27 protein-coding genes, 1 pseudogene and 1 riboswitch are annotated in these 26144 nt (G+C 41.6%); of the genes and pseudogenes, 11 read left to right on the top strand and 17 right to left on the bottom strand.

Annotated features, from left to right (window positions below):
- Nucleotides 1-172 precede the first annotated feature (172 nt).
- Nucleotides 173-1006: a hypothetical protein gene (locus tag FFM57_RS07460; RefSeq protein ID WP_137599888.1), complete on the bottom strand. Its 834-nt coding sequence runs from the start codon at nt 1004-1006 to the stop codon at nt 173-175.
- A gap of 193 nt (nt 1007-1199) precedes the next feature.
- Nucleotides 1200-2072, bottom strand: coding sequence for a class II fructose-bisphosphate aldolase (locus FFM57_RS07455; protein ID WP_137599887.1), 873 nt, complete (start codon nt 2070-2072; stop codon nt 1200-1202).
- Between the two features lie 336 nt (nt 2073-2408).
- Between FFM57_RS07455 and FFM57_RS07450 the strand changes: the two genes are divergently transcribed.
- Nucleotides 2409-2846 carry an Lrp/AsnC family transcriptional regulator gene (locus tag FFM57_RS07450; RefSeq protein ID WP_137599886.1) on the top strand — a complete coding sequence of 146 codons (438 nt, stop codon included), beginning with the start codon at nt 2409-2411 and terminating at the stop codon, nt 2844-2846.
- A gap of 47 nt (nt 2847-2893) precedes the next feature.
- Here FFM57_RS07450 and FFM57_RS07445 read toward each other — a convergent pair whose 3' ends face one another.
- The 5 genes from FFM57_RS07445 to zapA form a co-directional block, all read right to left on the bottom strand.
- The gene (locus FFM57_RS07445) at nt 2894-3301 is read right to left on the bottom strand and encodes an Ohr family peroxiredoxin (protein WP_137599885.1); all 408 of its coding nucleotides are present in this window, start codon (nt 3299-3301) and stop codon (nt 2894-2896) included.
- 159 nt (nt 3302-3460) lie between these two features.
- Complete coding sequence (gene trxA, locus FFM57_RS07440) at nt 3461-3796, bottom strand: thioredoxin (RefSeq protein WP_371851250.1); 336 nt, start codon at nt 3794-3796, stop codon at nt 3461-3463.
- Nucleotides 3797-3873: 77 nt separating this feature from the next.
- Nucleotides 3874-6246, bottom strand: coding sequence for an endonuclease MutS2 (locus tag FFM57_RS07435; protein WP_137599883.1), 2373 nt, complete (start codon nt 6244-6246; stop codon nt 3874-3876).
- A gap of 22 nt (nt 6247-6268) precedes the next feature.
- Nucleotides 6269-6817: a CvpA family protein gene (locus FFM57_RS07430; RefSeq protein ID WP_137599882.1), complete on the bottom strand. Its 549-nt coding sequence runs from the start codon at nt 6815-6817 to the stop codon at nt 6269-6271.
- Between the two features lie 2 nt (nt 6818-6819).
- Complete coding sequence (gene zapA / locus FFM57_RS07425) at nt 6820-7251, bottom strand: cell division protein ZapA (protein ID WP_246023459.1); 432 nt, start codon at nt 7249-7251, stop codon at nt 6820-6822.
- A 124-nt stretch (nt 7252-7375) separates the two neighbouring features.
- Between zapA and FFM57_RS07420 the strand changes: the two genes are divergently transcribed.
- The 4 genes and pseudogenes from FFM57_RS07420 (at nt 7376) to FFM57_RS07405 (ending at nt 9381) form a co-directional block, all read left to right on the top strand.
- The gene (locus FFM57_RS07420; RefSeq protein WP_137599880.1) at nt 7376-7624 is read left to right on the top strand and encodes a hypothetical protein; all 249 of its coding nucleotides are present in this window, start codon (nt 7376-7378) and stop codon (nt 7622-7624) included.
- Nucleotides 7582-7794 (top strand): annotated as a pseudogene (locus FFM57_RS10055) (GNAT family N-acetyltransferase); the annotation flags it as partial. The gene FFM57_RS07420 and the pseudogene FFM57_RS10055, both read left to right, overlap by 43 nt.
- Before the next feature lie 17 nt (nt 7795-7811).
- Nucleotides 7812-8741: a ribonuclease HIII gene (rnhC, locus tag FFM57_RS07410; RefSeq protein WP_137599879.1), complete on the top strand. Its 930-nt coding sequence runs from the start codon at nt 7812-7814 to the stop codon at nt 8739-8741.
- A gap of 385 nt (nt 8742-9126) precedes the next feature.
- Nucleotides 9127-9381, top strand: coding sequence for a hypothetical protein (locus FFM57_RS07405; RefSeq protein ID WP_137599878.1), 255 nt, complete (start codon nt 9127-9129; stop codon nt 9379-9381).
- A gap of 622 nt (nt 9382-10003) precedes the next feature.
- On the opposite strand, the gene sufB is transcribed toward FFM57_RS07405, so the two are convergent.
- From sufB to metK, 6 genes are all read right to left on the bottom strand, one after another.
- Entirely contained in the window at nt 10004-11395 is a 1392-nt protein-coding gene (gene sufB / locus FFM57_RS07400) for a Fe-S cluster assembly protein SufB (protein WP_137599877.1), read from the bottom strand.
- Nucleotides 11388-11870 (bottom strand): Fe-S cluster assembly sulfur transfer protein SufU, encoded by a 483-nt coding sequence (gene sufU / locus FFM57_RS07395; protein ID WP_137599876.1) that lies wholly within the window; start codon nt 11868-11870, stop codon nt 11388-11390. The genes sufB and sufU overlap by 8 nt, the downstream gene beginning before the upstream one ends.
- Nucleotides 11857-13095: a cysteine desulfurase gene (locus tag FFM57_RS07390; protein ID WP_281275740.1), complete on the bottom strand. Its 1239-nt coding sequence runs from the start codon at nt 13093-13095 to the stop codon at nt 11857-11859. The genes sufU and FFM57_RS07390 overlap by 14 nt, the downstream gene beginning before the upstream one ends.
- On the bottom strand, nt 13092-14372 hold the full coding sequence (gene sufD, locus FFM57_RS07385) for a Fe-S cluster assembly protein SufD (protein ID WP_137599875.1): 1281 nt from the start codon (nt 14370-14372) through the stop codon (nt 13092-13094). Before sufD ends, FFM57_RS07390 begins: the two co-directional genes overlap by 4 nt.
- A gap of 11 nt (nt 14373-14383) precedes the next feature.
- Nucleotides 14384-15163: a Fe-S cluster assembly ATPase SufC gene (sufC, locus tag FFM57_RS07380; RefSeq protein WP_137599874.1), complete on the bottom strand. Its 780-nt coding sequence runs from the start codon at nt 15161-15163 to the stop codon at nt 14384-14386.
- A gap of 204 nt (nt 15164-15367) precedes the next feature.
- A complete protein-coding gene (metK, locus tag FFM57_RS07375) occupies nt 15368-16564 on the bottom strand; it encodes a methionine adenosyltransferase (RefSeq protein WP_137599873.1) in 1197 nt (398 codons plus the stop codon).
- A riboswitch (SMK box riboswitch) is annotated at nt 16562-16641 on the bottom strand. It overlaps the preceding gene by 3 nt.
- A gap of 133 nt (nt 16642-16774) precedes the next feature.
- Between metK and FFM57_RS07370 the strand changes: the two genes are divergently transcribed.
- On the top strand, nt 16775-17554 hold the full coding sequence (locus FFM57_RS07370) for a hypothetical protein (protein WP_137599872.1): 780 nt from the start codon (nt 16775-16777) through the stop codon (nt 17552-17554).
- On the opposite strand, the gene FFM57_RS07365 is transcribed toward FFM57_RS07370, so the two are convergent.
- Nucleotides 17551-18561, bottom strand: coding sequence for a hypothetical protein (locus FFM57_RS07365; protein ID WP_137599871.1), 1011 nt, complete (start codon nt 18559-18561; stop codon nt 17551-17553). The genes FFM57_RS07370 and FFM57_RS07365 overlap by 4 nt on opposite strands.
- A 95-nt stretch (nt 18562-18656) precedes the next feature.
- On the opposite strand from FFM57_RS07365, the gene FFM57_RS07360 reads away from it, so the two are divergent.
- Nucleotides 18657-20258 (top strand): ATP-binding cassette domain-containing protein, encoded by a 1602-nt coding sequence (locus FFM57_RS07360; protein ID WP_137599870.1) that lies wholly within the window; start codon nt 18657-18659, stop codon nt 20256-20258.
- 91 nt (nt 20259-20349) lie between these two features.
- On the opposite strand, the gene FFM57_RS07355 is transcribed toward FFM57_RS07360, so the two are convergent.
- Genes FFM57_RS07355 through FFM57_RS07345 form a run of 3 tightly spaced genes read right to left on the bottom strand, consistent with a single transcriptional unit; the run spans nt 20350 to nt 22515 of the window.
- Nucleotides 20350-21477 carry a VanZ family protein gene (locus FFM57_RS07355; protein WP_137599869.1) on the bottom strand — a complete coding sequence of 376 codons (1128 nt, stop codon included), beginning with the start codon at nt 21475-21477 and terminating at the stop codon, nt 20350-20352.
- A gap of 25 nt (nt 21478-21502) precedes the next feature.
- Nucleotides 21503-22063 (bottom strand): nucleotidyltransferase family protein, encoded by a 561-nt coding sequence (locus tag FFM57_RS07350; RefSeq protein WP_137599868.1) that lies wholly within the window; start codon nt 22061-22063, stop codon nt 21503-21505.
- Nucleotides 22060-22515, bottom strand: a complete 456-nt coding sequence (locus tag FFM57_RS07345) for an 8-oxo-dGTP diphosphatase (RefSeq protein WP_137599867.1) — start codon at nt 22513-22515, stop codon at nt 22060-22062. The genes FFM57_RS07350 and FFM57_RS07345 overlap by 4 nt, the downstream gene beginning before the upstream one ends.
- A gap of 59 nt (nt 22516-22574) precedes the next feature.
- Here FFM57_RS07345 and FFM57_RS07340 point away from each other — a divergent pair, with 59 nt between their 5' ends.
- From FFM57_RS07340 to FFM57_RS07325, 4 genes are all read left to right on the top strand, one after another.
- Complete coding sequence (locus FFM57_RS07340; RefSeq protein WP_137599866.1) at nt 22575-23087, top strand: GNAT family N-acetyltransferase; 513 nt, start codon at nt 22575-22577, stop codon at nt 23085-23087.
- 179 nt (nt 23088-23266) lie between these two features.
- Complete coding sequence (locus FFM57_RS07335; RefSeq protein WP_137599865.1) at nt 23267-25339, top strand: heavy metal translocating P-type ATPase; 2073 nt, start codon at nt 23267-23269, stop codon at nt 25337-25339.
- Between the two features lie 139 nt (nt 25340-25478).
- Entirely contained in the window at nt 25479-25826 is a 348-nt protein-coding gene (locus FFM57_RS07330; protein ID WP_137599864.1) for a DUF6442 family protein, read from the top strand.
- Nucleotides 25823-26038, top strand: coding sequence for a helix-turn-helix transcriptional regulator (locus FFM57_RS07325; protein WP_137599863.1), 216 nt, complete (start codon nt 25823-25825; stop codon nt 26036-26038). Before FFM57_RS07330 ends, FFM57_RS07325 begins: the two co-directional genes overlap by 4 nt.
- The last annotated feature ends 106 nt before the right edge of the window (nt 26039-26144 follow it).

The raw sequence follows: 26144 nt of genomic DNA, 5'->3' as shown, positions 1-26144 counted from the left end.
CCTTTCCTTTTCTCTTTGCACAACCAATTATTTTAAAAATATCAATTGAATTTATTAAATATCAATCGAACTTCCAATAAGTTATACTTTTAAAATCGTTTAATAAAATAAAAAGGAACTGAGCAATCTGTTACTTGCTACAGTTCCCTTATTCACTCATTCACCTAATTAATTAAATAGCAGTAACGTTGCTCCCAAATAATGCCAGCTGAGTCAAAGCCGGAAACGGTGAAGGATTCGTGGCTGGAATTAAGTTTTGCAAGGTAACGGCTGTAACCGTTCTGGCAGAGAAAGTGAAGTATTGCATTGCTCCCGTCTTTGCCAGCGAGAAAGTTTCTTCGTCAGCTTCACCGAATTTTAAAGTAACTTTTTTCCAGTAGTTATCGTGTGGAAAATCTGCCCGCAAACAAAAGCCTACCCGATTCACCTGAACCTGGCGACCGAAATCAATAGTTAAGGCAGCATCAGCTTGCTGATTAATTCCCCAGGATTGAAATGGGTAAGCGCCGTGACTCCGACTTGCTAAGATGCCATCAATTGCATTACAAGCAAAGAAAACAGCATCATTACGCGTCTCTACGTTAGCGTGGGCGTGGGGATAAGCGCCAGTAAAATCCTTTTGATCATGCGTATTTTCCGATAGGTTGCGGTAATTCTTAATTTCAAACTCTTCTGCTTGTCGAACGCTTAAATAATGTGTTGTTCCAGTAAACAATGCGCTACTTTGAGCCTCGCGACGATTTGCTGATAAGTCCACCAAATAATTTATTTCACCACGGGGAACAAAAACTAAATCTTCCTTTAAAGACGTAGCTAGTCGCACCATTAAAAAACTGTCAGGCGTATCCACGGTAACGCGAATCACATCGCCATCTTGAAAAAGATAGCCTTGCGTTGCCAAATAACACTGTTCTGAGTTCGCACTTACTAATGGTTGTGACTCATTATTTTCTTGACCCATTGCTACTGTTCCGTCCTGATGATAAATTCCCAATGTCAATTTCATTCCACTAACCTCTTTGTTTTTGTTTCATTATAGTCTTGCTGAAAATTATTGCCAATAACAATATTTAAAGATGATGATTAAAAGTTGGTCAATCTTGCTTCAAAATTAGTGCGCTTGCAATTCATTTCAATAAATTTTTTAAGAAAAAAGCCACCTCCCATCTAAAGATGAAAAGTGGCTACTTCATGTTTAATTATTTAGCTTTACCAGTTGTGCCGAACCATTCGATACGTTCTTTTACTAATTCAGTAACCGCATCTGTCCCTGGTTTCAACAATTTACGAGGGTCAAAGCCTTTGCCTTCAAGATCTTTGCCTGCTTCGATGTATTTACGCGTAGCAGCTGCGAAGACTTGTTGACATTCTGTATTGACGTTTACTTTGGAAATACCTAAGGAGATAGCACGTTTTACTTGTTCTACTGGGATACCAGAGCCACCGTGTAAAACTAATGGCAAATCAGAACCAACAGCATCTGTGATGGCTTTCAAGTGATCAAAGTCTAAGCCAGCCCAGTTTTCAGGGTAAACGCCGTGAATGTTCCCAATCCCACATGCTAAGAAGTCAATGCCGATTGCAGCCATTTTCACACATTCGTCGATTGGTGCTAATTCGCCGCGACCAACGATTCCGTCTTCTTCACCACCAATAGTACCAACTTCACATTCTACAGAAACGCCTTTAGCGTGTGCTTTAGCCACAACGTCTTTCGCTTTTTCAATGTTTTCTTCAAATGGTAAGTGGCTACCGTCAAACATGACAGAAGTATAACCAATTTCGATACATTCTAAAGCATCTTCGTAGGCACCGTGGTCTAAGTGTAAAGCAACTGGAACAGTAATTTTCATGGAGTCGATTAAGTCTTTTACGATATCGTAACAAACTTGGTAGCCTCCCATGTATTTAGCTGCACCCATTGAAGTTTGGATTAAAACAGGAGCTTGTGCTTCTTCAGCACCTTTTAAAATTGCTTGAGTCCATTCTAAGTTGTTCGTGTTGAACGCACCGACAGCGTAGCCACCTTTACGGGCTGCTTGTAAAAATTCGGTTCCTCTTACTAATGGCATAATTCTTTTCCTCCTCATTTCGTTTAATAAACTGTGCTAAGGTTTCCCTCAACCAACGAACTTATTTTATCATTCTTTACAGGTCTTGGCTACTAATCTAGTGTTTAATTTGATAAAAAAATCACAGATTTTCATAGAAATTTCCAATTTTCTTTGAAAAACACTATTAATACAGAAAGACTCCTCTTTGTTAAAAAAGTTTCTCCCCTTTACTAAGCAGATTAGCCGTTTGCCGAAGATTAGCAGGAATTTTTTTATTCCGAGGCGTCCTCTGCGGAATTTGTAGTGCCAAATGTGCTAAAATACTTTCAAGTCAAGTTAAAGAGGAGCACGCTCATGGATCAATTAGACAAAAAAATGTTAAATCTTTTGCAACAAGATGCACGGCTTTCCATCAAAAAAATTAGTGAGGCACTTTTTATTACGGCGCCGGCTGTCTCGCAACGGCTCCGCCACTTAGAAGAAGCAGGAATTATTAAAAATTATCAAGCACAGCTCCACTATGAAGCGTGTCACTTACCCATTAAAGCATTTATTCAACTGTCCTTAAGCCCCCAACAAAAGCCAGAGTTTTACGACTACATTCAAAAAATTCCCAACGTCTTAGAGTGCGATTGTGTCACTGGGCCTTATTCGCAACTGATTAAAGTCGTCTTCCCCACCACTCATTTATTGGACCAGTTTATTAACGAGTTACAACAGTTTGGCGGCACCAACACGCAGATTGTATTTTCCACACCCGTAGCAGCGCGTGGCTATCAATTTGCTGAATAAAAAAGCGCGGAGCAAGTGTTCAACACTTTTCTCAGCGCAAATTGGTATTATTCGACGGCCTTCAAACTTACTTCAATGTTGCCGTGGGTTGCTTTAGAGTACGGACAAATCGTATTAGCTTTATCTAAGAGGGCTTGCGTTTCTTCGAGGTTTAAACCAGCGATTTTCCCTTCGATTTCTACCCCGATGAAAAAGACAGCCGGGCCATCATTATATAAAGAAACCGCAACACTAATCGTTGACTCGCCTGTTACACCTGCTTGTTCTTTGGCGATGGATAACGCACCGTTAAAACAAGCTGCGTAGCCTGCTGCAAACAATTGTTCCGGATTGGTGGTGCCTGCTTCACGTTTACCAGGGTCTGTAATCTTCAACGTCCAAGATTTATCTGGCGTATGGGATTCCCCTTCACGGCCACCAGTATTAATCATTTTTGTCGTGTAGATTTTTTTCATCATTATCCGCTCCTTTGATTAAATTTGGTACAACTAATTCTTGCACGGCAAATTTTTTTAAGCAAATCAAATGCTCTGCTCAAAAGTAAACAGCGCTAAATTAAGAAAAGCCACCTGCGAAAAAATTTCGCAGGTGGCTTCTTAATTTGCAACTAAAGATTATAAGTGGCGATCCACTAATTCTTTTAATTGGGGTTTAGTATGAACACCGATAACTTTTTCCACCACTTCACCATCTTTTTTCAAGATTAAAGTCGGGATCGACATAATGCCGAAGTCTTTTGGTGTGTTAGGATTTTCATCCACATCCATTTTTACGATTTTTAATTCGTCTTCATCGTAATCTTCAGCTAATTGCTCTAAAATTGGCGCTTGCATGCGACAAGGACCACACCATGTTGCCCAAAAATCGATTAAAACTAAACCTTCGTCTGTTTCTTTTGAAAATGTTGCATCAGAAATTGCTGTTGCCATTCTTTGTTCCTCCTTTTGTATTGCTCGAAGCTAGTATAACACTTGCTGAAAGCTGCGGGATAATTTTTTGCTTACTTTTTGTAATGGATTGAAAATTTTTATTTAAAATAAACGATGGTGGCGCCATTACCCCCTTGATTAGCCGGAGCAAATTCAAATTTTTTAACGCTACGATGATTTTTCAAATATTCCGTGATACCTTGGCGTAGCGCACCAGTGCCTTTACCATGCACGATGGTCACTTGTGGATAGCCAGCTAATAAAGCGGCATCTAGATACTGGTCAACTTCGGCCAGGGCCTCTTCATAACGCTTACCGCGTAAATCTAGTTGGGTTGCTACATGACTGGCTTCTGCAGAACGAACGCCGGTAATAATCCGTTGCTTTGGCTCTTCAATTGGCGCAACCGACGTCAAGTCGCTAGTAGGTAAGGTCATTTTTAAAATGCCCATTTGCACTTGCCATTGATTTTTCCCCACCGGCGCAATCAAAACGCCCCGCTGACCATAAGTATTGGAGAGAACCTCATCACCAGCTTTTAATTTTTTAGCAGCTTTAGCTTTTTGTAAAATTTTATTTTGAGCCAAATGAGTAGGTTCACTGGTATCTTTCAAATCAGCTAATTGCGTTTTAGCGGCAATAAACTCGTGCTCTTTAATTGCACCAGATCCTTGAGCCAATTGTTTTTTCCGTAAGTCGGCAATAATGTCTTCAGCTTTTTCTTGGGCTTCTTCCACTAACTCGTTGGCTTTTTGCCGACCCTTAGCTAATTCTTTTTCACGCTCTTCAAAGAAGTATTCATAAGCTTCTTTCAAATCTTTGTATAAATGTTCTGCTTCTGTCGTGTAGTGGCGAATTTCCAAGTACTCGGTTTCCGTCATCTTGCGTTGATTTTCTAAATCGGCAATCATTTCGTTTAAGTCTTGGCTTTCCCCATCGATAATTTGTTTTGCACTATCAATAATGGTGGGGCTTAAGCCTAAGCGGCGGGAGATTTCAAAAGCATTGGAACGACCTGGCACACCAATCAATAAGCGATAGGTAGGTGACAAGGTATCCACATCAAATTCCATCGACGCATTAATGGTTTGCGGCCGATTATAGCCGTAAATTTTTAATTCCGGATAGTGGGTCGTGGCCATGACGTAACTACTTTGACTGCCTAGATAATCTAAAATACTAATAGCTAGAGCCGCTCCTTCTTGCGGATCCGTCCCTGCCCCTAATTCATCAAAAAGAACAAGGCTTTCAGCATCAGCGCGGTCTAAAATTTTAACGATATTGGTCATATGAGAAGAAAAGGTACTTAAGTTTTGCTCAATGGATTGCTCATCGCCAATATCGGCATAAACTTGTTGGAAAATCCCCACTTGTGATTCTTCAGTTACCGGAATTGCTAACCCACTTTGAGCCATTAATTGCAATAACCCTAACGTTTTCAAAGTGATGGTTTTCCCACCCGTATTAGGACCAGTAATCACGACAGCTTGATAGTCCTTACCGATAATTAAATCATTAGGCACGACCCGTTCAGGATCTAGTAACGGATGACGTGCTGCTTTTAAAATCACGTGGTTTTCTGGACTAATCTTCGGTACCGTCGCCTTTAGGTCGCGGCCATAACGCGCCTTAGCATTCATCACATCCATCTGGCCTAAGACAAAGGCATTATGACGAATCTCCCGAATATAAGGGACGAGCCGCGCGGATAATTCCGCTAATATGCGGGAAACTTCTTCCCGTTCGGCAATTTGTTGTTGCCGTAAGCGATTATTCAAATCCACCACCGCTTTAGGTTCAATAAATAAGGTTTGTCCAGAAGCACTTTGGTCATGCACCACACCACCAAAAATACCGCGGTATTCTTGTTTAACAGGAATCACGTAGCGATCATTACGCATCGTAATAATGGCATCTGACAAGTATTGGGCGTTTTTGCCGCGAATCAAACTATCTAATTGCTCCCGCACATTTTGTTCCGAGCGCCGAATGCTACCGCGAATTTGTTTTAACGCCGGCGAAGCATCATCCGTGACGCGCCCATCTTCATCAATGGCGGTTTTTAAATCCCGCGTTAAAACGGGTAAGACGACTAATTGTTCCTGCCATTCGTATAAATATTGAAACTCAATTTCGCTATCTTTTAAATCGGCTAAAAAGTCCGCCACTTCTTGGGTGGAAGATAAGACGCGGGTGATTTGGGCTAGCTCCACACCGTTTAAATCCGCACCGATTTCAATCCGCTTTAAATGCGGACGAATGTTGTTGAGCTTAGGCACAGGTAAACCACCACGTAAACGTAACACTTTAAAACCATCAGCGGTTTCAGCAAGCCAACGTTCCATCTCACTCACTTTGGCCGTCGGTGTTAAGGTCAAGACCATTTCTTGACCCATCTTGGTTGCCGTATAAGCTTGTAATTGTTGTAAAATCTTGGGAAATTCTAAAGTTTGTAAAACTTTTGTATTCATGGGACACCCCTTTTTTTCAAGGTTATTTCAAAATTTGCGTCACCCATAAATCCTGGACTTTGTCACTCAAAAGTGGCGTGTGCTCCACCATAAAACGCGCCAAACTACTGCTGCGGAAAAGATCTTGCACAAAGTCTAAAGGAACCATGGATAAAATATAAAGAAACAGAAACAGACCAGCGTAGGCCACGATAAAAGAAACGAGCCCGCCACCTAGCCAATTGATTTGCCGCAGAATTGGAAAATACGTCAAACTGTTAAAGAAAATACCAATGAAACGCGTCACCAACCAGCCCGCAAATAAAATCAAACAAAAAGCAATCGCCGCATAAAAAGCGTGATCCAAATCTAAGCTAATGGTTTGATTGAAGAAAACCATTTTCGAGCTTTGTGTTGCCGAGGGGTAAGGCACAAACATTTCTAGTTTGGGGGCTAGTGTTTGGTAATAACTTTGAGCTACCATAAAGGAAATCATGTAGCCTACCGTGTAGATAACTTGTAAGACCAGACCGCGACGTGCACCACCATAAATGGCTAGACCTAAGACAATCCAAATAAATAGAGTTAACATGGCTATTCCTCGCTCTTACTTCTAATCTTTTGTTTTTCTAGCTGATTTAAAATTTGCTGTGCTTGAATCGGATCGACAATTTCTTGTTGGATACCTTGAGCTCGCAAAGCTTGCCGCGCTTTTTCTTCCAATTCATCCATCTTTTTAATCCGCATTTCTAATTCTTTGACATGGGCGTTGGCTCGGCGCAATTCTTTCATTTCTTTTTGCTGTTGCAGTAAGTCACTTTGTTTTTTCACTTGATCATTGACAGCGTTAATCGCCATTAAAATCGCTGCATCTTCATTGGAAAGATCACTAGAAATTTTTTTAATTTCCCCTAGTTGTTCATTGACGATGCGCGTTACAATATCTAGTTGTTCTTTACTTTCTGTACCAATAATCGTATAGTTTTTGCCGTCGATGATTGCCTTATAGCGTTTCTTTTCACTCATCATAAAACCTCCTTCATCAACTTATCCCACCAATTTTACCACACTTCTAGTCAATCCTAAACTCTCCCTTGAAATTTCTCTTCCTTATAGGGTAGGATAGAGAAAACGAAAAGAGGTGCCTACATTGCAAATAATTGCTACAAAGCAATGTACAATTACTTTGGCGACAATTGATTGGCGCTGGCTAAGTACTCCTGATAAAATTCAGCATCTTTTAGCAACGGCTGAAAATATAATAGCTTTTAACTTTTATGCTAAAAATAAGTTAGTGGCTTTTGCCCTCTTACGACAAAATGCACCTGGAATTTTTTTCTTTGGGACTTTGCTGTTGCTACTGCTTTTCAAGGACAAGGATATGGTAAACAGGCCTTAACCTTGCTTATTCAGCATCTAAAAGAGTATTTTTCCTTAACACGCCTCACTACTACTTATTTGCCTGAAAATCAACGAGCAAAAAAGCTCTACGCCCGTGTTGGCTTTCAAGTATTAGAAATAATCAACGAAGAAAACTGTCAAGAAATTGATTTGTTTTTACCCTTATAAACAGAAAGGAATTTCTCATGTCCACCGTCGTCCAACAAGTAACAAAAAATCAATTATCTACTTTACAAAAAAAATATCAAAATTATTTACTAGGAAAGACACCTCCCTATAGTCTTTTTTCTGCTAAGAAAAATGGTGTGACTATCACGGCTTACAACAGTGGCAAGGTTGTCTTTCAAGGAAATAATGCCGAAAGCGAAGCTGCCGCTTGTGGTTTAACAACTACTCCCAGTGCGCCAACAAAAAAAGCTAAATCAGCCCACAGCACGAATAGATTACCTGCTGATTTTGATACTTGGTCTGTTTTAGGAAGTGACGAAGTGGGCAACGGCAGTTATTTTGGTCCCTTAGTAACCGTGGCTGCCTACGCGGAGAAAAGCCAATTAAATACTTTAAAAGCTTTAGGAGTAAAAGATTCTAAGCTGCTTACTGATCCACAAATTCAAACTATTGCTAAAAAATTAATAACCATCATCCCTTACCAACCTTTAGTTCTAACGCCGGAAAAATATAATCAAGTGCAACAACAACATAACGCTGTAGCCATGAAAGTTTTATTGCATCATCAAGCGTTAACTTTATTACAACAAAAATTGGTTAGTACACCCCAAGCAATCTTAATTGATGCTTTCACCACTGAAAAAAATTTCCAACAATATTTGCACAAAGAACAACGTAGCTTCAGCTTACCTACTTATTTTGTCACGAAAGGAGAACAACATCACCTGGCTGTGGCTGCAGCTTCCATCATTGCCCGTCACCTTTTTTTAGAAGCCTTAAAAGAAGAAAGCGCTGCGTGTGGCGTTTTATTACCTTCTGGTGCTGGTAACAAAAGTGATCAAGTAGCTGTAAAATTGCTTGAACAAGGCGGCCTACCTTTATTGGGGCGTTACGCTAAACTACATTTTGCAAACACCGAAAAAGCCTTGAAGTTGTGGCGTAAATAATACATCTTGAAATAACTTTTTAAGCACGGGGGTCGTTGAAAAATTATTTTTTTCAGCGACTCTATTTTTATAAAAGAAATGGGAATACTGTATTTTTAGGACAAAAACAACAGGTGCATTTCCTAACAAATGATAACAACATGATAAACGGCTAAAAAATCAGCAGAATGTTTTAAATAACTCGAACTTTCATTACTTTTTATATCGTTAGTAGTATTATTAACTATGCAAGGGAAAATAGAAGTAAAATATAACAAGTTCAAAAAATAATTACACGGGAGGTGTTCTTTAGCTAGAACAAAGTATATTGAAATATGTCGCTTGTCGTAAGAAACTGGAGAAACTTAGCTCGTCACTTTAGTAGATGATTACGAAAGGATCACTTATGGAAGATATTCCTGAAAAACCCATCACAAAAACTACTCTAAAAGAAACCAGCGTCATCGATTATGCTCAACATGTTACAATTGCCAACTCTCAGCAACGCTACCGCCTCCCCCTCACAGCAATAGAGACACAGGTCAAAAATCTTTTTGCAAAAGGATTCAGTGTAGCAGAAATTGCCGCTAGTCTTGAGACAAAGCCGATAAAAATTAAAAGTATCCTTTGTCGCATCAATCATAAATCGAAATTAGACTAGAGGTATTCTGAACCCCAAAAGTTAGACTTTTTAGTCTAATTTTTGGGGTTCACTGTAAAGTCACTTAGCATCGCTTTTTCTGAGGATTATTAAAAATCTTATATCAAATAATAGGTAAGTTTGAATTGACGAGGCTGCACCATAAATGCATTAATGTATAAAATAAAATCCACAGAGTTTGAAAATCTTTTATGATTGTTCAAGCCTTGTGGATTTTTATTATGAGGGGAGGACTCTTAAGTAGCTAAACCACCTCATACTAATATCTATTTCCCTTTTGATCTTTTCTAGGCAACGAATATGGTATCTAACGAATTCTAATGAAGATTTCCTAAATCCGAAAATTGGTGCAAACACAATATGATACTTACCTCTCCATTTAGTATGTACTAAACTTTCGTTATCCTTATTCATGAGGCTACCTCCTAATTTTGATGATGGTGCGGCGGGGAAACCTATATCATTTTATTAATTTTAGGAGGATTTTTTAATACCTCGCTGGAAGCTTTTCAGAACCAACCGCACAGCAGGTGGTTTTCAAAATAAATAAAAAAAGCCACAAGAATAATGTTCTTGTGACTAAATATGTTGGAACTAACAAACTTTAGTTGGTTTGGTAAGATTAGCCGACGCTGCCTTCCATCTCCATCCCAATCAAGCGGTTAAGTTCCACCGCGTATTCCATCGGGAGTTCTTTGGTAAAGGGTTCCACAAAGCCCATGACAATCATTTCTGTTGCTTGAGCTTCGGTTAAGCCGCGGCTCATGAGGTAGAAGAGTTGTTCTTCAGAAATTTTTGAGACTTTAGCTTCGTGTTCCAAGTTCACTTGCGAGTTATGAATTTCGTTAAAAGGAATGGTGTCGGACTTGGAGTATTCGTCCATGATAATGGTATCGCACTCAATGTGGGACATGGAACCGGCGGAATTTTTCGCAAAGCGCACTTCCCCGCGGTAATCTACTTCCCCACCATTTTTGGAAATCGATTTAGAGACGATAGTACTAGAAGTATTAGGCGCATTATGAAGCATGCGAGCACCGTTATCTAAGACGATGCCTTTGCCGGCAACGGCAATCGAAAGCATCGTGCCCCGCGCACCACGGCCATCCATATAGACACTTGGATATTTCATAGTAACTTTAGAGCCAAGGTTGCCATCTACCCATTCCATCGTGGCATTTTCTAAAGCTTGAGCGCGTTTCGTTTCCAAGCTGTAGACGTTATTCGACCAGTTTTGAATTGTGGTGTAGCGACAGTAAGCATCTTTTCTGACAAAGACTTCAACAACGGCCGCGTGTAAACTATCGGAAGAATAAGTTGGTGCTGTACAGCCTTCCACGTAGTTAATGCTGGCCCCTTCGTCCACAATAATTAGCGTCCGTTCAAATTGCCCAGTGTTGGCAGAGTTTATCCGGAAATACGATTGAATCGGAATTTCCGTTCGCACGCCTTTCGGCACGTAAATGAAGGACCCGCCTGACCAAGCGGCGGAGTTTAACGCCGCCAATTTATTATCGCTTGGGGGGACGAGTTTACCGAAGTATTCTTTAAAGAGTTCTGGATATTCTTTTAAGGCTGTGTCGGTGTCGGTGAAGATAATTCCTAGCTTTTGGAATTCTTCTTTCATGTTGTGGTAAACCACTTCTGATTCGTATTGGGCAGAAGAGCCGGCTAAGTGGGCCCGTTCGGCTTCTGGTACCCCTAAGCGTTCAAAGGTGCGTTTAATATCTTCTGGTACATCATCCCAAGAGCGCGCTTTGCGGTCACTAGAGCGGATGAAGTAGTTAATTTTATCAAAGTCTAGCTCGGATAAATCAGGACCGTAACCCGGCATTTTTAGTTTATTGAAAATTTTTAAAGACTTTAAGCGGAAGTCTAGCATCCACTCTGGTTCATCTTTGACACGCGAAATTTCGCGAATGACTTCTTCTGACAATCCTTCCCCCGTAGTAAAGACAGGTTTAATGTCATCGTGAAAGCCGTATTCGTAATCGTTGGTGGTATTTTCAGTCATGGTGCTCCTCCTTTTCCGTGTGTAATTGGTTGACACTTGCCACGCCATCTTGTTCTAAAGCTTGGTAAAGAGCCTTCCAAGCTAACGTGGCGCACTTAATACGAGCTGGAAACTTCGCCACACCACCTAAAACAGCAGCATCCCCTAAAGAAGCGGTAGCCGTGTCGTCCCCTTGCACCATTTTCGAAAAAGTCAGCACCATTTCTTTGGCTTCTTCAATCGTTTTGCCTAAAACGGCATCCGTCATCATGGAGGCTGAAGCGGTGGAAATGGAACAACCACTACCGTCAAAAGCAATGTCGGAAATTTTATCGTCAGCTAACTTCACTTGTAAAGAGATAACATCGCCACACGTGGGATTATTTAGTTCAATTTCATGTTGGAGATCGCCAGACACTTTACCGTGATGATGTGGCCGACTAGAGTGGTCTAAAATAACTTGGCGGTATAATTGATCTAATTTAGAAAGTGCCATGACTAAAGAACTCCTTTGTCGCATATAAGGCTGCAATCAAACGGTCACAGTCGGCTTGCGTATTGTATAAATAAAAACTAGCGCGGGCAGTGGCGGGCACAGCTAATGCTCCTAATAGCGGTTGGGCGCAATGATGCCCTGCGCGGACAGCGACACCTTCCATGTCTAGTGCCGTGGCTAAATCATGGGGATGAACGCCTGCTAAGTTAAAAGCAATCACACCAGTGTGTTTTGCTGGATCTTGTGGTCCGTAAATAGTCAAACCAGGAATTTTTTGCAATTGGGGTAAGACATAGGCGACTAAATCAGCTTCATGTTGCTGGATTTCCGCCATGCCCACTTTATTTAAATAATCGATGGCCCCTCCTAAAGCAATGCCGCCAGCAATATTGGGTGTGCCGGCTTCGAATTTCCACGGGAGTTCCTTCCATGTACTTTCATACAGGTGGACAAAATCAATCATTTCGCCCCCAAATTCCACCGGCTCCATGGCTTCTAACAGCGCTTGTTTGCCGTAAAGAATGCCGATACCTGTTGGTCCTAACATTTTATGGCCGGAAAAGGCGAGAAAGTCGCAATCTAGCTCTACTACGTCAATGGGGAGATGAGGCACCGATTGAGCACCGTCCACTACCATAATAGCTCCCGCCTCATGAGCTAACTGTGCTAACTCTTTAACGGGATTAAGCACTCCTAAGACGTTTGAAGCGTGGGTAAGGGCGACAATTTTGGTTCTCGTAGAAAGCTTGGCTTTAAAGTCCGCTAAATCCAACTCACCTTCCGGGGTTAAACCGACATAAACGAGTTTCGCGCCGGTTTTTAAAGCGACTTGTTGCCAAGGAATAATATTGGAATGATGTTCCATAATGGAAATTAAAATTTCATCATGCGCTTTTAAATTTTTCAAGCCATAACTTTGGGCAATCCAGTTGAGGCTAGTGGTGGTGCCTCGGGTAAAAAGAATTTCTTTCGTACTTTTGGCGTGAATAAAGGCCCGCACTTTTTCCCGCGCATCTTCATAAGCGTGAGTTGCCCGTTCGGCTAAAGTGTGGACGCCACGATGGACATTGGCGTTATCGTGGTGGTAGTAATGATTCAACACGTCTAGGACTTGTTGCGGCTTTTGCGTCGTTGCCGCATTATCTAAATAAACTAGCGGTTCATCATTGACTTCTTGAAATAAAATGGGAAAGTCTTGGCGTAATTTTTCAGCGTTGATCCTCATCCTTGTAACTTCCCTTCAATGGCTGCCACAAATTCTTGTTGGACAGCTTTCACGGGAATCGCCGTAATCACTGGACCTAAGAAGCCGCGAATTACTAAACGTTCGGCGACTTTTTTCGGTAAGCCACGACTCATTAAGTAATACATTTCTTCTGGGTCTACTTGTCCAACGGAAGCCGCGTGTCCTGCTGTAACTTCATTTTCATCAATTAAAAGAATCGGGTTAGCATCCCCCCGCGCTTCATCAGAAAGCATTAAAACACGACTTTCTTGTTGGGCATCGGAACCTTTTGCCCCTTTGATAATGTGACCAATACCGTTAAAAATTAAGCTCGAGGCATCCATAATGACGCCGTGTTGTAAAATGTGACCAATCGTATGGGGCGCTTTATTAGTGACCCGCGTATCAATGGCTTGGACTTGTTGACCGTGGGAAATCGTCACCACTTTAATTTCTGAATGGGCACCATCGCCTACTAAGTCGGTATCAAAGTCCGCTACCACGTTACCGTTATTCATCACCCCGATAGCCCAATCCACCATGGCATCACGTTTTAAGTAACCACGACGATTGAAGTAGGTGGTGACATTTTCCCCGAGTTCATCTACCGCCGAATACTTAATCTGACTGCCTGCTTCGGCAATCACTTCCACCACCACGTTAGCCGAAATATTTTTCTGGCCGGTCCCCACCGTAGTAAAACGTTCTAAGTAGGTAAACTGGCTATTTTTACCCCCGATAATCAAAACATGGGGCACAAAAGTTTGATAGTTATCCGCATTTTGCAAAAAAATCGTTTCAATCGGATCTGAAATTACCACGTTGTCTGGCACGTACAAGACCGAACCATTTTTAACAAAAGCCATGTGAAAAGCAGTGAGTTTATCGTCTGTTGGCTTAATGGCCAATTGCATAAAATATTTTTCAATTAATTCCGGATGTTGCACCAAAGCATCTTGTAAATCGGTAAAAATGACGCCTTGATCAGCTAAGGCTTGCGGCAATTGTAAGAAGGTAGTCACGCCATCTTCTTGCACTAAGACTGGATTATCTTTTTTAGAAAAATCCGGCACGTTCCCAGAAATTTCCCGTGTTTCTTCTAAGGCAATCGTTAAAAGTGGCCATTTTTGGTAGCGAACTTTTTGAAAACTTGGAAACGGCAAGTGGCTAATGGTCTTTAACGCCGCAAGCCGTTTTTCTAAAAACCAGTGAGGTTCATCTAAAATATTGGAAAAAGTCGTCACCGGTTGCAAATGGGGATTCAATTCTTCAACCATCTTTTTCCCTCCTACGCTTCTTCGTGGTACGCAATACCGATTTCTTCAGCAATCTTTACGTAACCTTCTGCTTCCAAACGTTTAGCTAATTCTGGCCCACCAGTTTTTACCACGCGACCTTCCATCATAATGTGCACCACATCTGGCGTGATGTAGTTCAGTAAACGTTGATAGTGGGTAATAATCATGGCACCAAAGTTAGCTCCCCGCATCGCATTGACCCCTTTAGAAACAACTTTCAAGGCGTCAATATCAAGCCCCGAGTCAATTTCATCTAAGATGGCAAAAGTCGGTTCCAACATTAAGAGCTGTAAAATTTCATTGCGTTTCTTTTCGCCGCCGGAAAAGCCTTCGTTTAAGTAACGTTCCGCCATCGCTTCTGGCATATTTAATAATTCCATTTTGCTATCTAATTTTTTCAAAAATTCCATGACGCCCATCTTGTGGTCTTCATCGCGTTTGGCATTAATCGCTGCCCGCATAAAGTCCGCGTTAGTAATCCCCGGAATTTCGCTAGGATATTGCATCCCTAAGAAAAGACCAGCTCGTGCCCGTTCGTCCACTTCCATGGCTAAAACATCTTGCCCGTCTAATAAAATTTCCCCTTGGGTCACAATATAATGAGGATTCCCCATAATGGCTGCCGATAAAGTGGATTTACCGGTGCCGTTAGGTCCCATAATGGCGTGAATTTCACCAGTGTTAATGGTTAAATTCACTCCTTTTAAAATTTCTCGTTGATCGTCATCTTCGACGCGTACATGTAAATCTTTAATTTCTAAAATTGACATTGATAAGCCTCCTCAGCCGTACCTTTTTACGAAATAATCGTCCTTCCATATTGTAGACTAATTGAGAAATAATCTCAAACCTCTTAGCCGAAAAATTCTATTTTCCTGCCTAAATTAAGGAGTAAATTAGAATCACTCTAATTCATTTACTTGACGAATAAAAAAAAATCAGCCAGCACCCTGAAGCGCTAGCTGACTTGTTCATTATAAACCTAAACTTTTTTGTAAAGCTTCCACCTTGTCTAAATGTTCCCAAGGTAAATCCACATCGGTCCGGCCAAAGTGACCGTAAGCAGCCGTTTGTTTGTAAATCGGACGACGTAAATCTAACATTTCGATAATGCCCGCCGGACGTAAGTCGAAGTTTTCGCGAATTGCTTTCACTAAAGCATCCTCCGAAAATTCACTAGTACCAAAAGTATCCACGGAAATAGAAACCGGTTGAGCAACACCAATCGCGTAAGCCAATTGAATTTCTACTTTATGGGCTAGACCGGCCGCCACGATATTTTTAGCGATATAACGGGCTGCGTAACTGGCAGAACGGTCAACTTTCGTGGCATCTTTCCCAGAAAAAGCACCACCACCGTGCCGTGCGTAACCACCGTACGTGTCGACGATAATTTTCCGACCAGTTAAACCGGCATCGCCTTGTGGTCCACCAATCACAAAGCGGCCAGTAGGATTAATAAAGTAACGGGTTTTTTCATCCAGTAAGTCAGCTGGAATTTCAGCTTGAATAACTTGTTGAATGACATCTTGCCGTAGTGTTTCGTTGTCGATATCCGGATCATGTTGCGTGGAGATGACTACCGTATCCACCCGAACTGGTTCTTGGTTTTCATCGTATTCCACCGTCACTTGACTTTTAGCATCCGGACGTAAGTAGGATAGCACGTTATCTTTACGCAGTTGCGCTAAACGCCGTACTAAGCGGTGACTTAAAGCGATGGGTAAAGGCATTAGCTCTGGCGTTTCATCCACGGCAAAACCAAACATTAACCCTTGATCACCGGCACCAATTTCATCGTAAAGATCACCTTTTTCGGCGCTATCACGAATTTCCAAGGCTTGGTCCACCCCTTGGGCGATATCGGCGGATTGTTCGTCAATGGCGGATAAGACTGCGACAGTATCGCCGTCAAAACCGTATTTAGCCCGCGTATAGCCGATTTCTTTGATGGTGTCCCGCACCACTTTTTGAATATCCACATAAGCATGGGTGGATATTTCCCCGAAAACTAAAACGAGACCGGTTGTCACCGATGTTTCGCAAGCCACCCGGGCAAAAGGATCCTTTGCTAAAATGGCATCTAAGACTGCGTCACTAATTTGATCGGCAATTTTATCAGGATGCCCTTCAGAAACGGATTCTGAAGTAAATAATTTTCTTTCTGACATATTGAGATTCCCCCTAATTATTTTCGGTTACAAGGCAGCTACATGAGATGCATCCTTTCGGGAACTTTGTAACGTATGCAGTATAGCAGATAATGATGAAAATTACTTGTTTTTCCTTGAAATTCTTTTTTTCTCCCGGAAAAAGTATTGACGGCATTTTGAAAAATCTTTACCATGTAAAGTAGTATCTTAAAAGAGATGGAGAACAATATGAAAGAAAATACACCTAGCCTCCCGCAGGCTTCCAGTAACGCCAATAGTTTTTTGTACTTATTAGGCGTTATCTTTTTACAAACGTTACTCAGTGTATTACCGGGTATCTTATTGTACCATCAAGACTCTGGTAAAAATTGGCAGGGAGCATTGCTTTTAATTGGTTATTTGCTCGTCACGAACTTTAGCGAAATGGCCGTCCGCACCCAATACCGTAAGCAAAAAAGATTTCCGGCTGCGGCTTATGCCATTAAAATTTTAATTTGTAGCGTCTTGATTATCCTTTTTGCCAGTCAAACTCATTGGCAATTTGCTTTGATGTTATTCGCCTACGAACTTTTCCAAACGTTGGCGAATTCCCGCCAATATTTTTATTTGGATTCTCCTTACTACACTTTGTTGAATCCTTTTTTTAAAGGTTTTGTTTTAAACTTGTTGTTCTTAATGAAGCCGCCCCTTTATTTTCAAAGCAAACAATTTCAAGCTTTGGTGCCGGCTTTTCTCATGGCTTTAACCTTAACCGTCTTTCAACAAGCCCACGTTTCACAAATCAATCGTAAAAAGATTTTTATCGCGGCCTTCTTATTGGCGAGCCTCTTGAACATTGGCGGCTTGATTTATTTTTCTGGTGAGCTCTTCGCCTTTTGGCAAGTAATTGTAGCCATTGCCGGTATCCTGGTGGGAACCTACTTTGCTTTCCGCCAACGGCACTTCTTAAAGGCTGAGGCAGTGCTTAACTTCTGCTATTTGATTATTATTTTCTTGTTGTACTTTTAATATTTATCTAAATAATAAGCTAAAGGCTTCCCGACTTTGACGAAAGTTTCGTAAAGGTCGGGAATTTGTTTTAAGTAAGCTACCATATCTTTTTTAGCGACTTTCTCCGTCTGGAGGGCAAAACGCAAGATAGCACCAATCTCTCTTTCCGTGTAGCCGTGATGTAAGCCATAATTTTGTAGAATATGGCGCGTATTGTCAATGATGGCATCACACAGTCGATCGCCCCTAGGTAAAGCTAGTTGGCGCATTACGCCCAATAATTGATACAAATCCGCTTCAGCTTGCGGCTCTTGGCGCACAATTTTTAAATACTGTGTGCGGACTTTGTTCATCAGCTCTTGCTCTAGATTTTCGCTAAAGTGTTGGGCCAAAAGACGCTCATGACATGCTGCAGCTTGGTCAGGCTGCCGGTTAAAGAGCAACAAATAAAAAAAACTCACGCATAAATCACGATAACGGGCCGTAAAAGCTGGGTGCGCTTTAAACCTTAGTAAAAACTTTTCATTTTTCAAAAAGAGACTCCATGGATCAAGACTGTTTTCCAGACTCACCAATGTTTGTAAATAATTCATTTGTTGCATAGTAGGTTGCGTTAGCTTTTGATAGAAGTCGCGAATTTCCGCCAATTCATCGCTGGTTAAATCGCTATCCACCCAGTAATTCTTTTTAGCCGTAATAGCCAGGCGCCGTAGATACTTTTCTGGACGCTGACGATAGCGTTGATAAAAAGTCAGCCAAGACTCGTCTTTTTCGTGGGCATTTTGCACTAAATTTTCGTAGGCTAATTGGGCCTGCCACTGGGGATTTTCCGGAGCTAATGCTAGTAAAATTGTTTCGAGGTCCAATTCTAAACGGGTCATAATCGTCAGAAAGTCGGTGGCTTTTAAATCCGCGGTGCCTTGTTCAAAACGAATGGCTTGGCGTTCGCCAATGATGCCGGTGTATAGTTCTTTTTGACTGAGATTTTGTCCTTTTCGATATTTTTTTATTAGCGGTCCTAACATTATGCTTCCTCCTGTCATTTTAGTCACCTTAGCACAAAATTCTAGCTGCGACAAGCTATACTCTCCTTGTGCACAACAAGAAGGAGGAATTTTTTATGAAAGTTATTTTTAAAGCCGTCCGTTTACGGACTTATCTCGCCTTAGCGTTAGGGTTAGGCGCTGCCGCTTTTGAAGGCATTGTCGTCTCTTACCTTATCGCCCACACTGCTTCCTTTACTCTCCAAAGTAGTTTTAGGAGTATTTGGCAATTTTGTTTAGGTTATTTTATTTTTTATACATTAACCCAAGTCGGGCGGGTGGTAGCTAGCATCGCCAAAGCTCGCTATACCCAGCAAATTAATCTTTTCGTCAAAAAGAAACTTTTGCAATTTGGTTTGCAACAACAATTAAGTGAAGGGGATATTTTAGCGAGTCTAACCAATGATGTAGATTTTTTGCAAGAAAATTATTTTGGTCCGTGGGTGGATGTCTTTTCTTACTTTAGTCTCGGTCTGGTTTCTTTAATTTACGCCTTGTCCCTCAATCCCCTCGTTGCTCTCGTTTTTATCGTTTTATCCGCTTTAGGGATGTTGCCTAGTTTGTTTTTCAAAAAATATTTAGGCGCGAAAGGTGCGAATTTCACGCAGCAAAACGCGCATTACTTAGGCATTTTAAAAGATCAAATCGCCGGCTTTTTTACTTTAAAAAGTTATCAAGCAACGGCCCCGTATCGCGTGATGCACGATGAAGCTTTAAGCACGCGGGAAGATGCTAAATTTCAATTAACGAAAGCGAGTCTACTGGTAAATTTAGGCACCAATGTTGCCATGATCTTTGGTCTGGTCTTTCCGCTTTTTATTGGCTTAATCATGATTACTGTAAATCCCCACTTTACAGCAGCTAAATTAGTGGCCATCATGTTGGCAGCTGACCGCATCAACACACCTTTTGTCGGCTGTGCGCAAATTATCAATCAAATCAATACCACTAAAGCCAAACGGCAAGAACTTTTAAAAGCCTTAACGACTCCCGTTGTACCCGAAAAAACACCTGATGTACTTAACGAGCCCTTAACTACCATCACTTTAGCTGAAGCAACCCTAGGCTATGATTGGGCCACACCATTACTTACCGATGTTGACTTAGCGCTGACGCCGCAAAAAAAGATTTTACTCACTGGTGCCTCAGGTTTAGGGAAGAGTACTTTGTTACAAACACTAGCTGGTTGGCAAAAGTTATTAGCTGGCACCTTATCCTTCAGTGGGCCCCGCGGTCCAGTGTCTTTAGCTAATGCCCAAGCGCAGATTGCCACCATTCATCAGAGTCCTTTTTTATTCCAACAATCCATCCGTTTTAATCTAACTTTAGGTGCGGAAAATTATCCAGATGAGGAATTACTCAAGGTGTTAGCGGCTGTCCATTTAGAACACAGCTTTGGGGCAAATCCTTTAGACTACGGATTAACTGAACACGGGGACAACTTATCGGTCGGTCAAAAACAACGTTTAGAAATTGCCCGCGCTTTATTGCGACAACGGCCCTTTATTTTCGCCGATGAAATTACCGCTGCCTTAGATGCGGAAAATGCCCGGAGCATTCGGCAGCTTTTATACCACTTACCGGTTGGCGTCTTAGAAATTGCCCACCACTTTGAAGGTTTAGACGCTGAAGAACTGACGGTGTATCATATTGAAAGCCACCATTTGTGCCGCGAATAAAAAAATATTACTTAACAAAAAAAGAAACCCGTTCCCTCGACAACACTAGCCAGGTCAGCTGGTGCCAAGAGAACAGGGTTTCTTTTTTTATTTATTTTTTAATAATCGTACTAATCTCTTTTGTTTTGCTGATGCTTTCATAATACAGGAGACGTTTCATTAAAAGACCTATTAATAAGATAGCGCCTTGCACTAAGACTAAACCACTGAAAAGTACACTGTAAATCAGTAACGGCAGAATACTTTCTGCGTTAGCATTAGGGGTGTTGGCGGTAGTGAAGGCTTCATTGAAGTAGCCAGCAAGAGCGAGTAAGCCGTTTGTAACCCCGTAAAGCAATAAATAGCGCGCCGTCATGCGGAAAAATCCTACTCTTTCATCAGCTAAAGTTACTACGCGGATCCGTACGATGGCTTTGCCAAAAGTTTGACCATTATTGATGGCTGGAATGAGGCAAAAGTAGACGAGAATCTCCACTAGCCACATGTAGGGACTAGCTTTAGTGTAGAGCGGGTTAAAAACAATGCGGAATCCCCAAATAACGCCCCAGTCTAAAAGAAAGGCCACAACCCGTCGTAAAAAGGAGACCGTTTGCCCTTTATGATAAGAGAGCTCATCAATTTCTTGGCGCGTTGGCAAAATTTTAGCCAGCAAAGGAGCGAGGGCAAAACCAATGAGTCCCCCTAACGTATTGTTGATTAAATCATTCACGTCGGCTAGACGATAAGGTCGAGGATAAATAAAGTACAGTCCAGTAAATTGCGTTACTTCAAAGAAAAGGGATAAACAAAAACTCAAGAGCACCGTTTTTTTCAAGGAACAACGGAAATAATAGCGCAAATAAATCCCAAAAGGAATGGTCAAAAAGATGTTAAAAAGCGGCTCTAAAAAAACGCTTTGCTTCATAGCTGGTAAATAGGTGCTGGGCTCCCGCCAATTTAAAAATGTATCCCGCAAAAAGGCCTGCACATTGGCAAAAGGAATTAGCTGAATCCGCGGCGAAGTCATTTGGGCTACCACCTCTTTTGAAGGTAGCGGCAACATCGTGAGGAAAAAGGCGGTCAACAAATAGAAAATAAACGAATAAATGAGCACCCCTTTAATCACTGGAAAGGAGCCGTACTTGCGGTACTCTTTAATAAATAAAGGAAAACTCAGCAACAAGGCTAAAAAAGGAAAAATGACTAGCGCCATTTTAATCGGATAAATATAAGCAGACATAAAAGACCTCTTTATTCATAAAATTTTAGTTTTCAGCATAACGCAATTGGGGCCACAGCGTCGTCCAATTTTTTTTAGCAACCCGCCGATAAAAGATTGCTAGGCGTTGCGGATTTTCTTTAGCATGTGGTGTGGGGCGTAACACAAAATTCGCCAAATCATTCAACCCGTAAGGCGCAAAAATTTCTAGTTGACCCGCGGCATTTAAGCGACAGGCAATGGCCGTGACGGTTTCTGGAAATTTGGCAATGGCATCACAACTGCTAGCATAAGGTAAGGTTTGGGGATTATGTTGGTGCATATAGACTTCATTTTTTACTTCCCAATGAAACTCAGAATACGTTTTCCGCAACGTGGCACTCCACTTCTCCGTCTCTTCATAAGGAAGCGCGGGATCAAAACAAACTACGTCCACATCCTTTTGTGCTTGCCATGCTGGTTGCCCACTTAAGGTGTTCCACAAAAAATTGCGGATTGTACCGGCGCACAACCAACAATCCTTTAAGGGTAAGGTGGCGATAATTTTTAACAAGCGCATCATCGTCGGGTCATTACGCAAATAAGCTTCCATTTCCGCCGTATTCATCGCAATTCAATCTCCCAGTCGCCCGCGGCCTGTTGATAAAAGAATTCACTTAAATTTTCGTCTTCCATCACCTGCACCATTTCCAAAAAGTCTGGGGCTACTTTTTGCTTTTTCAATTGTCCTTTAGGTAACCAATAGACAGGGCCTTCAGCAGAAGCTTGGAGTTTGCCGGAAAAATGTTTCGTCCGGTAAAAGAAAATGACGTACCGCTCTTTAGCGCGCGTTTGGAATTGCTTCACGCCACACAAATGTAAATTCGTCACCGTCAACCCCGTCTCTTCCCAGACTTCCCGTTGACAGGCTTCCACAAAAGACTCCCCTAATTCCACGTGTCCGCCAGGAAATGTTAGTCCTGGCCAATCTTTTTTCTGGCGATCTTCTACTAAAACCTCGCCGTATTCATTTTCAATCATGCACATATTGGTAAAAATTGCTGCTTCACTTTCAGCCATTAGCGCCACCTACTCTTATGTTATAATGTCTTATCATACCACGTTCAAAAGGAGAATTCATGGAAATTATTTTACGCCCAGAAACCCCGCAAGATTATCCGGCAATTCGGCAATTGGTCAGTCGGGCCTTTGCCCATGCTCCTCATAGTGACGGCGATGAACAAAACTTAGTGGAGCGTTTGCGGCAAACTAACGTCGCACTGCCTGAAACTTGTCTGGTAGCCGAAATAAATGGCAAAATCGTCGGGCACATTATGTTTTCTAAAGTGACGGTTGCGCATTTAAAGGCTTGTGGGCTAGCCCCCTTAGCCGTAGAACCCACCTATCAAAATTTAGGGATTGGCGGGCAATTAATTACTCGCGGGCACCAAATTTTAAAAGCTCAAGGTTTTACTTGTAGCATCGTCTTAGGTCACGCTGCTTATTATCCTAAATTTGGTTACCAAAAAGCGCTAGCTTACAACATCACATCGCCTTTTCCAGTACCTAACGAAAATTTCATGGTGAAAGCTTTCCAACCCTTCACTTTAACTGAAGCAACGATGGTCAAATATCCTGCCGCTTTTGCTTAAGCTTGGGGAAAAATCAGCCCACCCCACAGCGTGTGTGGTGGTTTTTTTATTTTAAAAGTAAAGCGCTTTGAAACTTAAAAATATTTATTTAAAAGAACGATGTTCCCTTGACATATGATTGTTCAATCATATATAATATTCATGAAAGATAATTCATGTGTTAAAGGAGTGCTTAGGCGATGGAACAAAAATATTATTTACGCGGTTTAGACTGCGCTCACTGTGCAACTAAAATTGAAGACGCAGTGAAAAAAATTCCCGCAACAGAAAATGTTCAAGTAAACTTTTTAACGACTGAGTTGTGCTATACCTGTGCGCCTAAAGCTAGTGCACAAGTGGAAGAAGAAATTCGCACCACCTTAAGTAAAATCGAACCAGACGTTACCTTGGAAAAAGAAAAAAAGAAAATTACCACTCCGGCAGAAGCAGAAGGTAACACCATTTTAAAAATTATTGCTGGTGTTTTCATTGGACTGGTGGTGATGCACTTTGTCACCTTACCCCTTTTACCTACTATTCTGATTTATGTGGCCCTTTACTTAGCAGTGGGTTTCCCCGTCGTTAAAAAAGCCGTGCAAAATTTAGCCGCGGGTCTCGTTTTTGATGAGAACTTCTTAATGACCGTCGCCACAATTGGTGCCTTAGCAATTCAAGAATTTCCCGAAGCGGTAGCGGTGATGCTTTTCTACCAATTAGGTGAATATTTCCAAGATCGTGCCGTAGAAAGCTCCCGTAAAGCCATTCAAGAAGCTTTAAACTTACGCCCTGACTTTGCCCGCGTCATACGTGATGGTCAAGATCTCACCGTGGATCCTAGGGAAGTACAGCTAGGAGAATTGGTGCGCGTCAAGCCCGGTGAAAAAGTTCCTTTAGACGGTACCGTTACTGTTGGCGACTCTTACTTTGACACTTCTGCCTTAACTGGGGAAGCCGTGCCTAAACATTATACAGTAGGTGCCACCTTACTCAGCGGCATGATCAACACCAGTCAAAGTGTTACTTTAAAAGTTACTAAAGATGCTGACAACTCCACCGCCGCACAGATTTTAGCTTTAGTAGAAAATGCCACCAGTAAAAAAGCACCGGCGGAACAATTTATTACCCGTTTTGCCCGTTACTACACGCCAGTCGTTGTTTTAGCTGCTGCTTTCTTAGGTGTTGGGATGCCTTTAATCACCCAAAGTGCTTTCCAACCGTGGATTTACCGCGCGTTAACCTTTTTAGTCATCTCTTGTCCGTGCGCTTTAGTCATTTCCGTGCCCCTGAGTTTCTTTGCTGGTCTTGGGGGTGCTAGTAAAAAAGGGATTCTAATTAAAGGAAGTACTTACTTAGAAAAATTAGCCCAAGCCCAAACCTTTATCTTTGATAAAACTGGTACACTAACCAAAGGCAATTTCGTTTTAACTGACGTCTTAAATGCAGACGAGCCTGCCAAAGTTTTACAATTGGCCGCCAGTCTTGAACAAGATTCTCCCCATCCCATTGCCAAAGTTATCTTGGCCAAAAATCAAGAAACACTGTTACCAGTGAGCGACTTGCAAGAAAAAAGTGGCTATGGTCTTGTGGGAACTTGGAACCAGCAAACAGTCCGTGTCGGCAACGACAAATTAATGAAAGAAGCTGGTCTTGTATTACCTGCCATGGATTTCCCAGCTGCCACCTTAGTGCATGTGGCTTTAGGTACTGATTATCTCGGCACACTAGTCATTCAAGATGAATTAAAAGACGAAGCCGCGACAGCTTTAACTGACTTAAAGAAAAACAACCGCGTTAAAACCGTCTTATTAAGTGGCGATAGTCAAAAAGTTGCGAAAAGTATTGGTGGCAAGCTCCACTTAGATGAAGTGTATGGTGAGCTTTTACCTCAGGATAAAGTTCAGCATTTAGAAGAAGCGTTACATGTGGCCACTGCTCCCGTAGCTTTTGTGGGGGATGGTATGAACGATGCACCGGTCTTAGCCCGCGCTGATGTGGGTATTTCCATGGGGGCTTTAGGAAGTGACGCCGCCATCGAAGCCAGTGATGTGGTAATTATGGATGATAATTTGGAAAAATTACCCCAAGCTGTCACCATCGCTAAAAAGACCTTACTCATCGTCAAAGAAAATATTATCTTTGCCCTAGGAATTAAATTTATCGTCTTAACTTTAGGTGCTTTAGGGATTGCTTCCATGGCCTTAGCCGTCTTTGCTGATGTGGGTGTGACCTTGCTAGCTGTCTTAAACGCCTTAAGAGCTTTACGCAACAAATAAAAAAAACACCATGACTTTCTTTGGCAGCAAGTGCTGACTAGAGAAATGTCATGGTGTTTTTTTGATGATTGTTGCCAAGTTTTCTTGACACGATGTTAAAAAAACTTTACAATAAAAGCAAAAAAAGAAGGCGCAGCCAATGAATACAAATGAAATTTTAGCTAAAGCACAAAAAGAAAAAAAGGATGAATACAAACGTTCCGTTAGTGACTTTGCCACTGGCACAGTTGGCGCGTTTCTCCTCTTTACGTTACTAATGCTGATTGGGGTTAAACTTTTTACCCATCATTCTTTCCAAGAAGAATTAGCTTTACTGTTAGGTGGAATTGGGGCTTATTTATTTGCCCAGTATGCTCGGACTAATTCGGCAAAAGACAAAAAGGTGCCCCTCATCTCATGGAAAAATTTCTACATGATTAGTAGCCTCTTATTTTTAATCGCTTCAGGCTTTTTCTTTGTTACGTTTCTAGTAGGGCTGTTGCGATGACTAAAAAGGATGCTTTAGTTCTCCATAATACAATGAAACTTAGTCGCCTCCAAAAAAATCTTAGTCAAACACAGTTGGCAGAAATTGTTGGGGTATCCCGCCAAACTATTTCCAATATCGAAAATGAAGAGTTTTATCCATCCGCTAAGTTATCTTTTTTATTGTGCTTAGCCCTTGATAAAAAGTTTGAAGAATTATTTTATTTTGATTAATAAGCAAAATGCCAAATGACAACAGCTAATGTAGTGACCCCAAAAAGTTAGACTTTTATGGAGTGGAGAAATCCACTCCTTTTTTCATGCAATAAAATAGGTATTA

The sequence above is a fragment of the Enterococcus nangangensis genome (assembly GCF_005405245.1).
Classification (GTDB): Bacteria; Bacillota; Bacilli; order Lactobacillales; family Enterococcaceae; genus Enterococcus_J; species Enterococcus_J nangangensis.
The sequence above is the reverse complement of the archived record's forward strand: the minus strand, read 5'-3'. Positions and strand labels throughout refer to the sequence as shown.

Excerpts from the sequence above, each read along its gene's own strand:
- FFM57_RS07460 (WP_137599888.1), bottom strand. The coding sequence starts at position 1,006 with ATGAAATTGACATTGGGAATTTATCATCAGGACGGAACAGTAGCAATG.
- FFM57_RS07455 (WP_137599887.1), bottom strand. The coding sequence starts at position 2,072 with ATGCCATTAGTAAGAGGAACCGAATTTTTACAAGCAGCCCGTAAAGGT.
- FFM57_RS07450 (WP_137599886.1), top strand. The coding sequence starts at position 2,409 with ATGGATCAATTAGACAAAAAAATGTTAAATCTTTTGCAACAAGATGCA.
- FFM57_RS07445 (WP_137599885.1), bottom strand. The coding sequence starts at position 3,301 with ATGAAAAAAATCTACACGACAAAAATGATTAATACTGGTGGCCGTGAA.
- FFM57_RS07435 (WP_137599883.1), bottom strand. The coding sequence starts at position 6,246 with ATGAATACAAAAGTTTTACAAACTTTAGAATTTCCCAAGATTTTACAA.
- FFM57_RS07430 (WP_137599882.1), bottom strand. The coding sequence starts at position 6,817 with ATGTTAACTCTATTTATTTGGATTGTCTTAGGTCTAGCCATTTATGGT.
- zapA (WP_246023459.1), bottom strand. The coding sequence starts at position 7,251 with ATGAGTGAAAAGAAACGCTATAAGGCAATCATCGACGGCAAAAACTAT.
- rnhC (WP_137599879.1), top strand. The coding sequence starts at position 7,812 with ATGTCCACCGTCGTCCAACAAGTAACAAAAAATCAATTATCTACTTTA.
- FFM57_RS07405 (WP_137599878.1), top strand. The coding sequence starts at position 9,127 with ATGGAAGATATTCCTGAAAAACCCATCACAAAAACTACTCTAAAAGAA.
- sufB (WP_137599877.1), bottom strand. The coding sequence starts at position 11,395 with ATGACTGAAAATACCACCAACGATTACGAATACGGCTTTCACGATGAC.
- sufU (WP_137599876.1), bottom strand. The coding sequence starts at position 11,870 with ATGGCACTTTCTAAATTAGATCAATTATACCGCCAAGTTATTTTAGAC.
- FFM57_RS07390 (WP_281275740.1), bottom strand. The coding sequence starts at position 13,095 with ATGAGGATCAACGCTGAAAAATTACGCCAAGACTTTCCCATTTTATTT.
- sufD (WP_137599875.1), bottom strand. The coding sequence starts at position 14,372 with ATGGTTGAAGAATTGAATCCCCATTTGCAACCGGTGACGACTTTTTCC.
- sufC (WP_137599874.1), bottom strand. The coding sequence starts at position 15,163 with ATGTCAATTTTAGAAATTAAAGATTTACATGTACGCGTCGAAGATGAC.
- metK (WP_137599873.1), bottom strand. The coding sequence starts at position 16,564 with ATGTCAGAAAGAAAATTATTTACTTCAGAATCCGTTTCTGAAGGGCAT.
- FFM57_RS07370 (WP_137599872.1), top strand. The coding sequence starts at position 16,775 with ATGAAAGAAAATACACCTAGCCTCCCGCAGGCTTCCAGTAACGCCAAT.
- FFM57_RS07365 (WP_137599871.1), bottom strand. The coding sequence starts at position 18,561 with ATGTTAGGACCGCTAATAAAAAAATATCGAAAAGGACAAAATCTCAGT.
- FFM57_RS07360 (WP_137599870.1), top strand. The coding sequence starts at position 18,657 with ATGAAAGTTATTTTTAAAGCCGTCCGTTTACGGACTTATCTCGCCTTA.
- FFM57_RS07355 (WP_137599869.1), bottom strand. The coding sequence starts at position 21,477 with ATGTCTGCTTATATTTATCCGATTAAAATGGCGCTAGTCATTTTTCCT.
- FFM57_RS07350 (WP_137599868.1), bottom strand. The coding sequence starts at position 22,063 with ATGAATACGGCGGAAATGGAAGCTTATTTGCGTAATGACCCGACGATG.
- FFM57_RS07345 (WP_137599867.1), bottom strand. The coding sequence starts at position 22,515 with ATGGCTGAAAGTGAAGCAGCAATTTTTACCAATATGTGCATGATTGAA.
- FFM57_RS07340 (WP_137599866.1), top strand. The coding sequence starts at position 22,575 with ATGGAAATTATTTTACGCCCAGAAACCCCGCAAGATTATCCGGCAATT.
- FFM57_RS07335 (WP_137599865.1), top strand. The coding sequence starts at position 23,267 with ATGGAACAAAAATATTATTTACGCGGTTTAGACTGCGCTCACTGTGCA.
- FFM57_RS07330 (WP_137599864.1), top strand. The coding sequence starts at position 25,479 with ATGAATACAAATGAAATTTTAGCTAAAGCACAAAAAGAAAAAAAGGAT.
- FFM57_RS07325 (WP_137599863.1), top strand. The coding sequence starts at position 25,823 with ATGACTAAAAAGGATGCTTTAGTTCTCCATAATACAATGAAACTTAGT.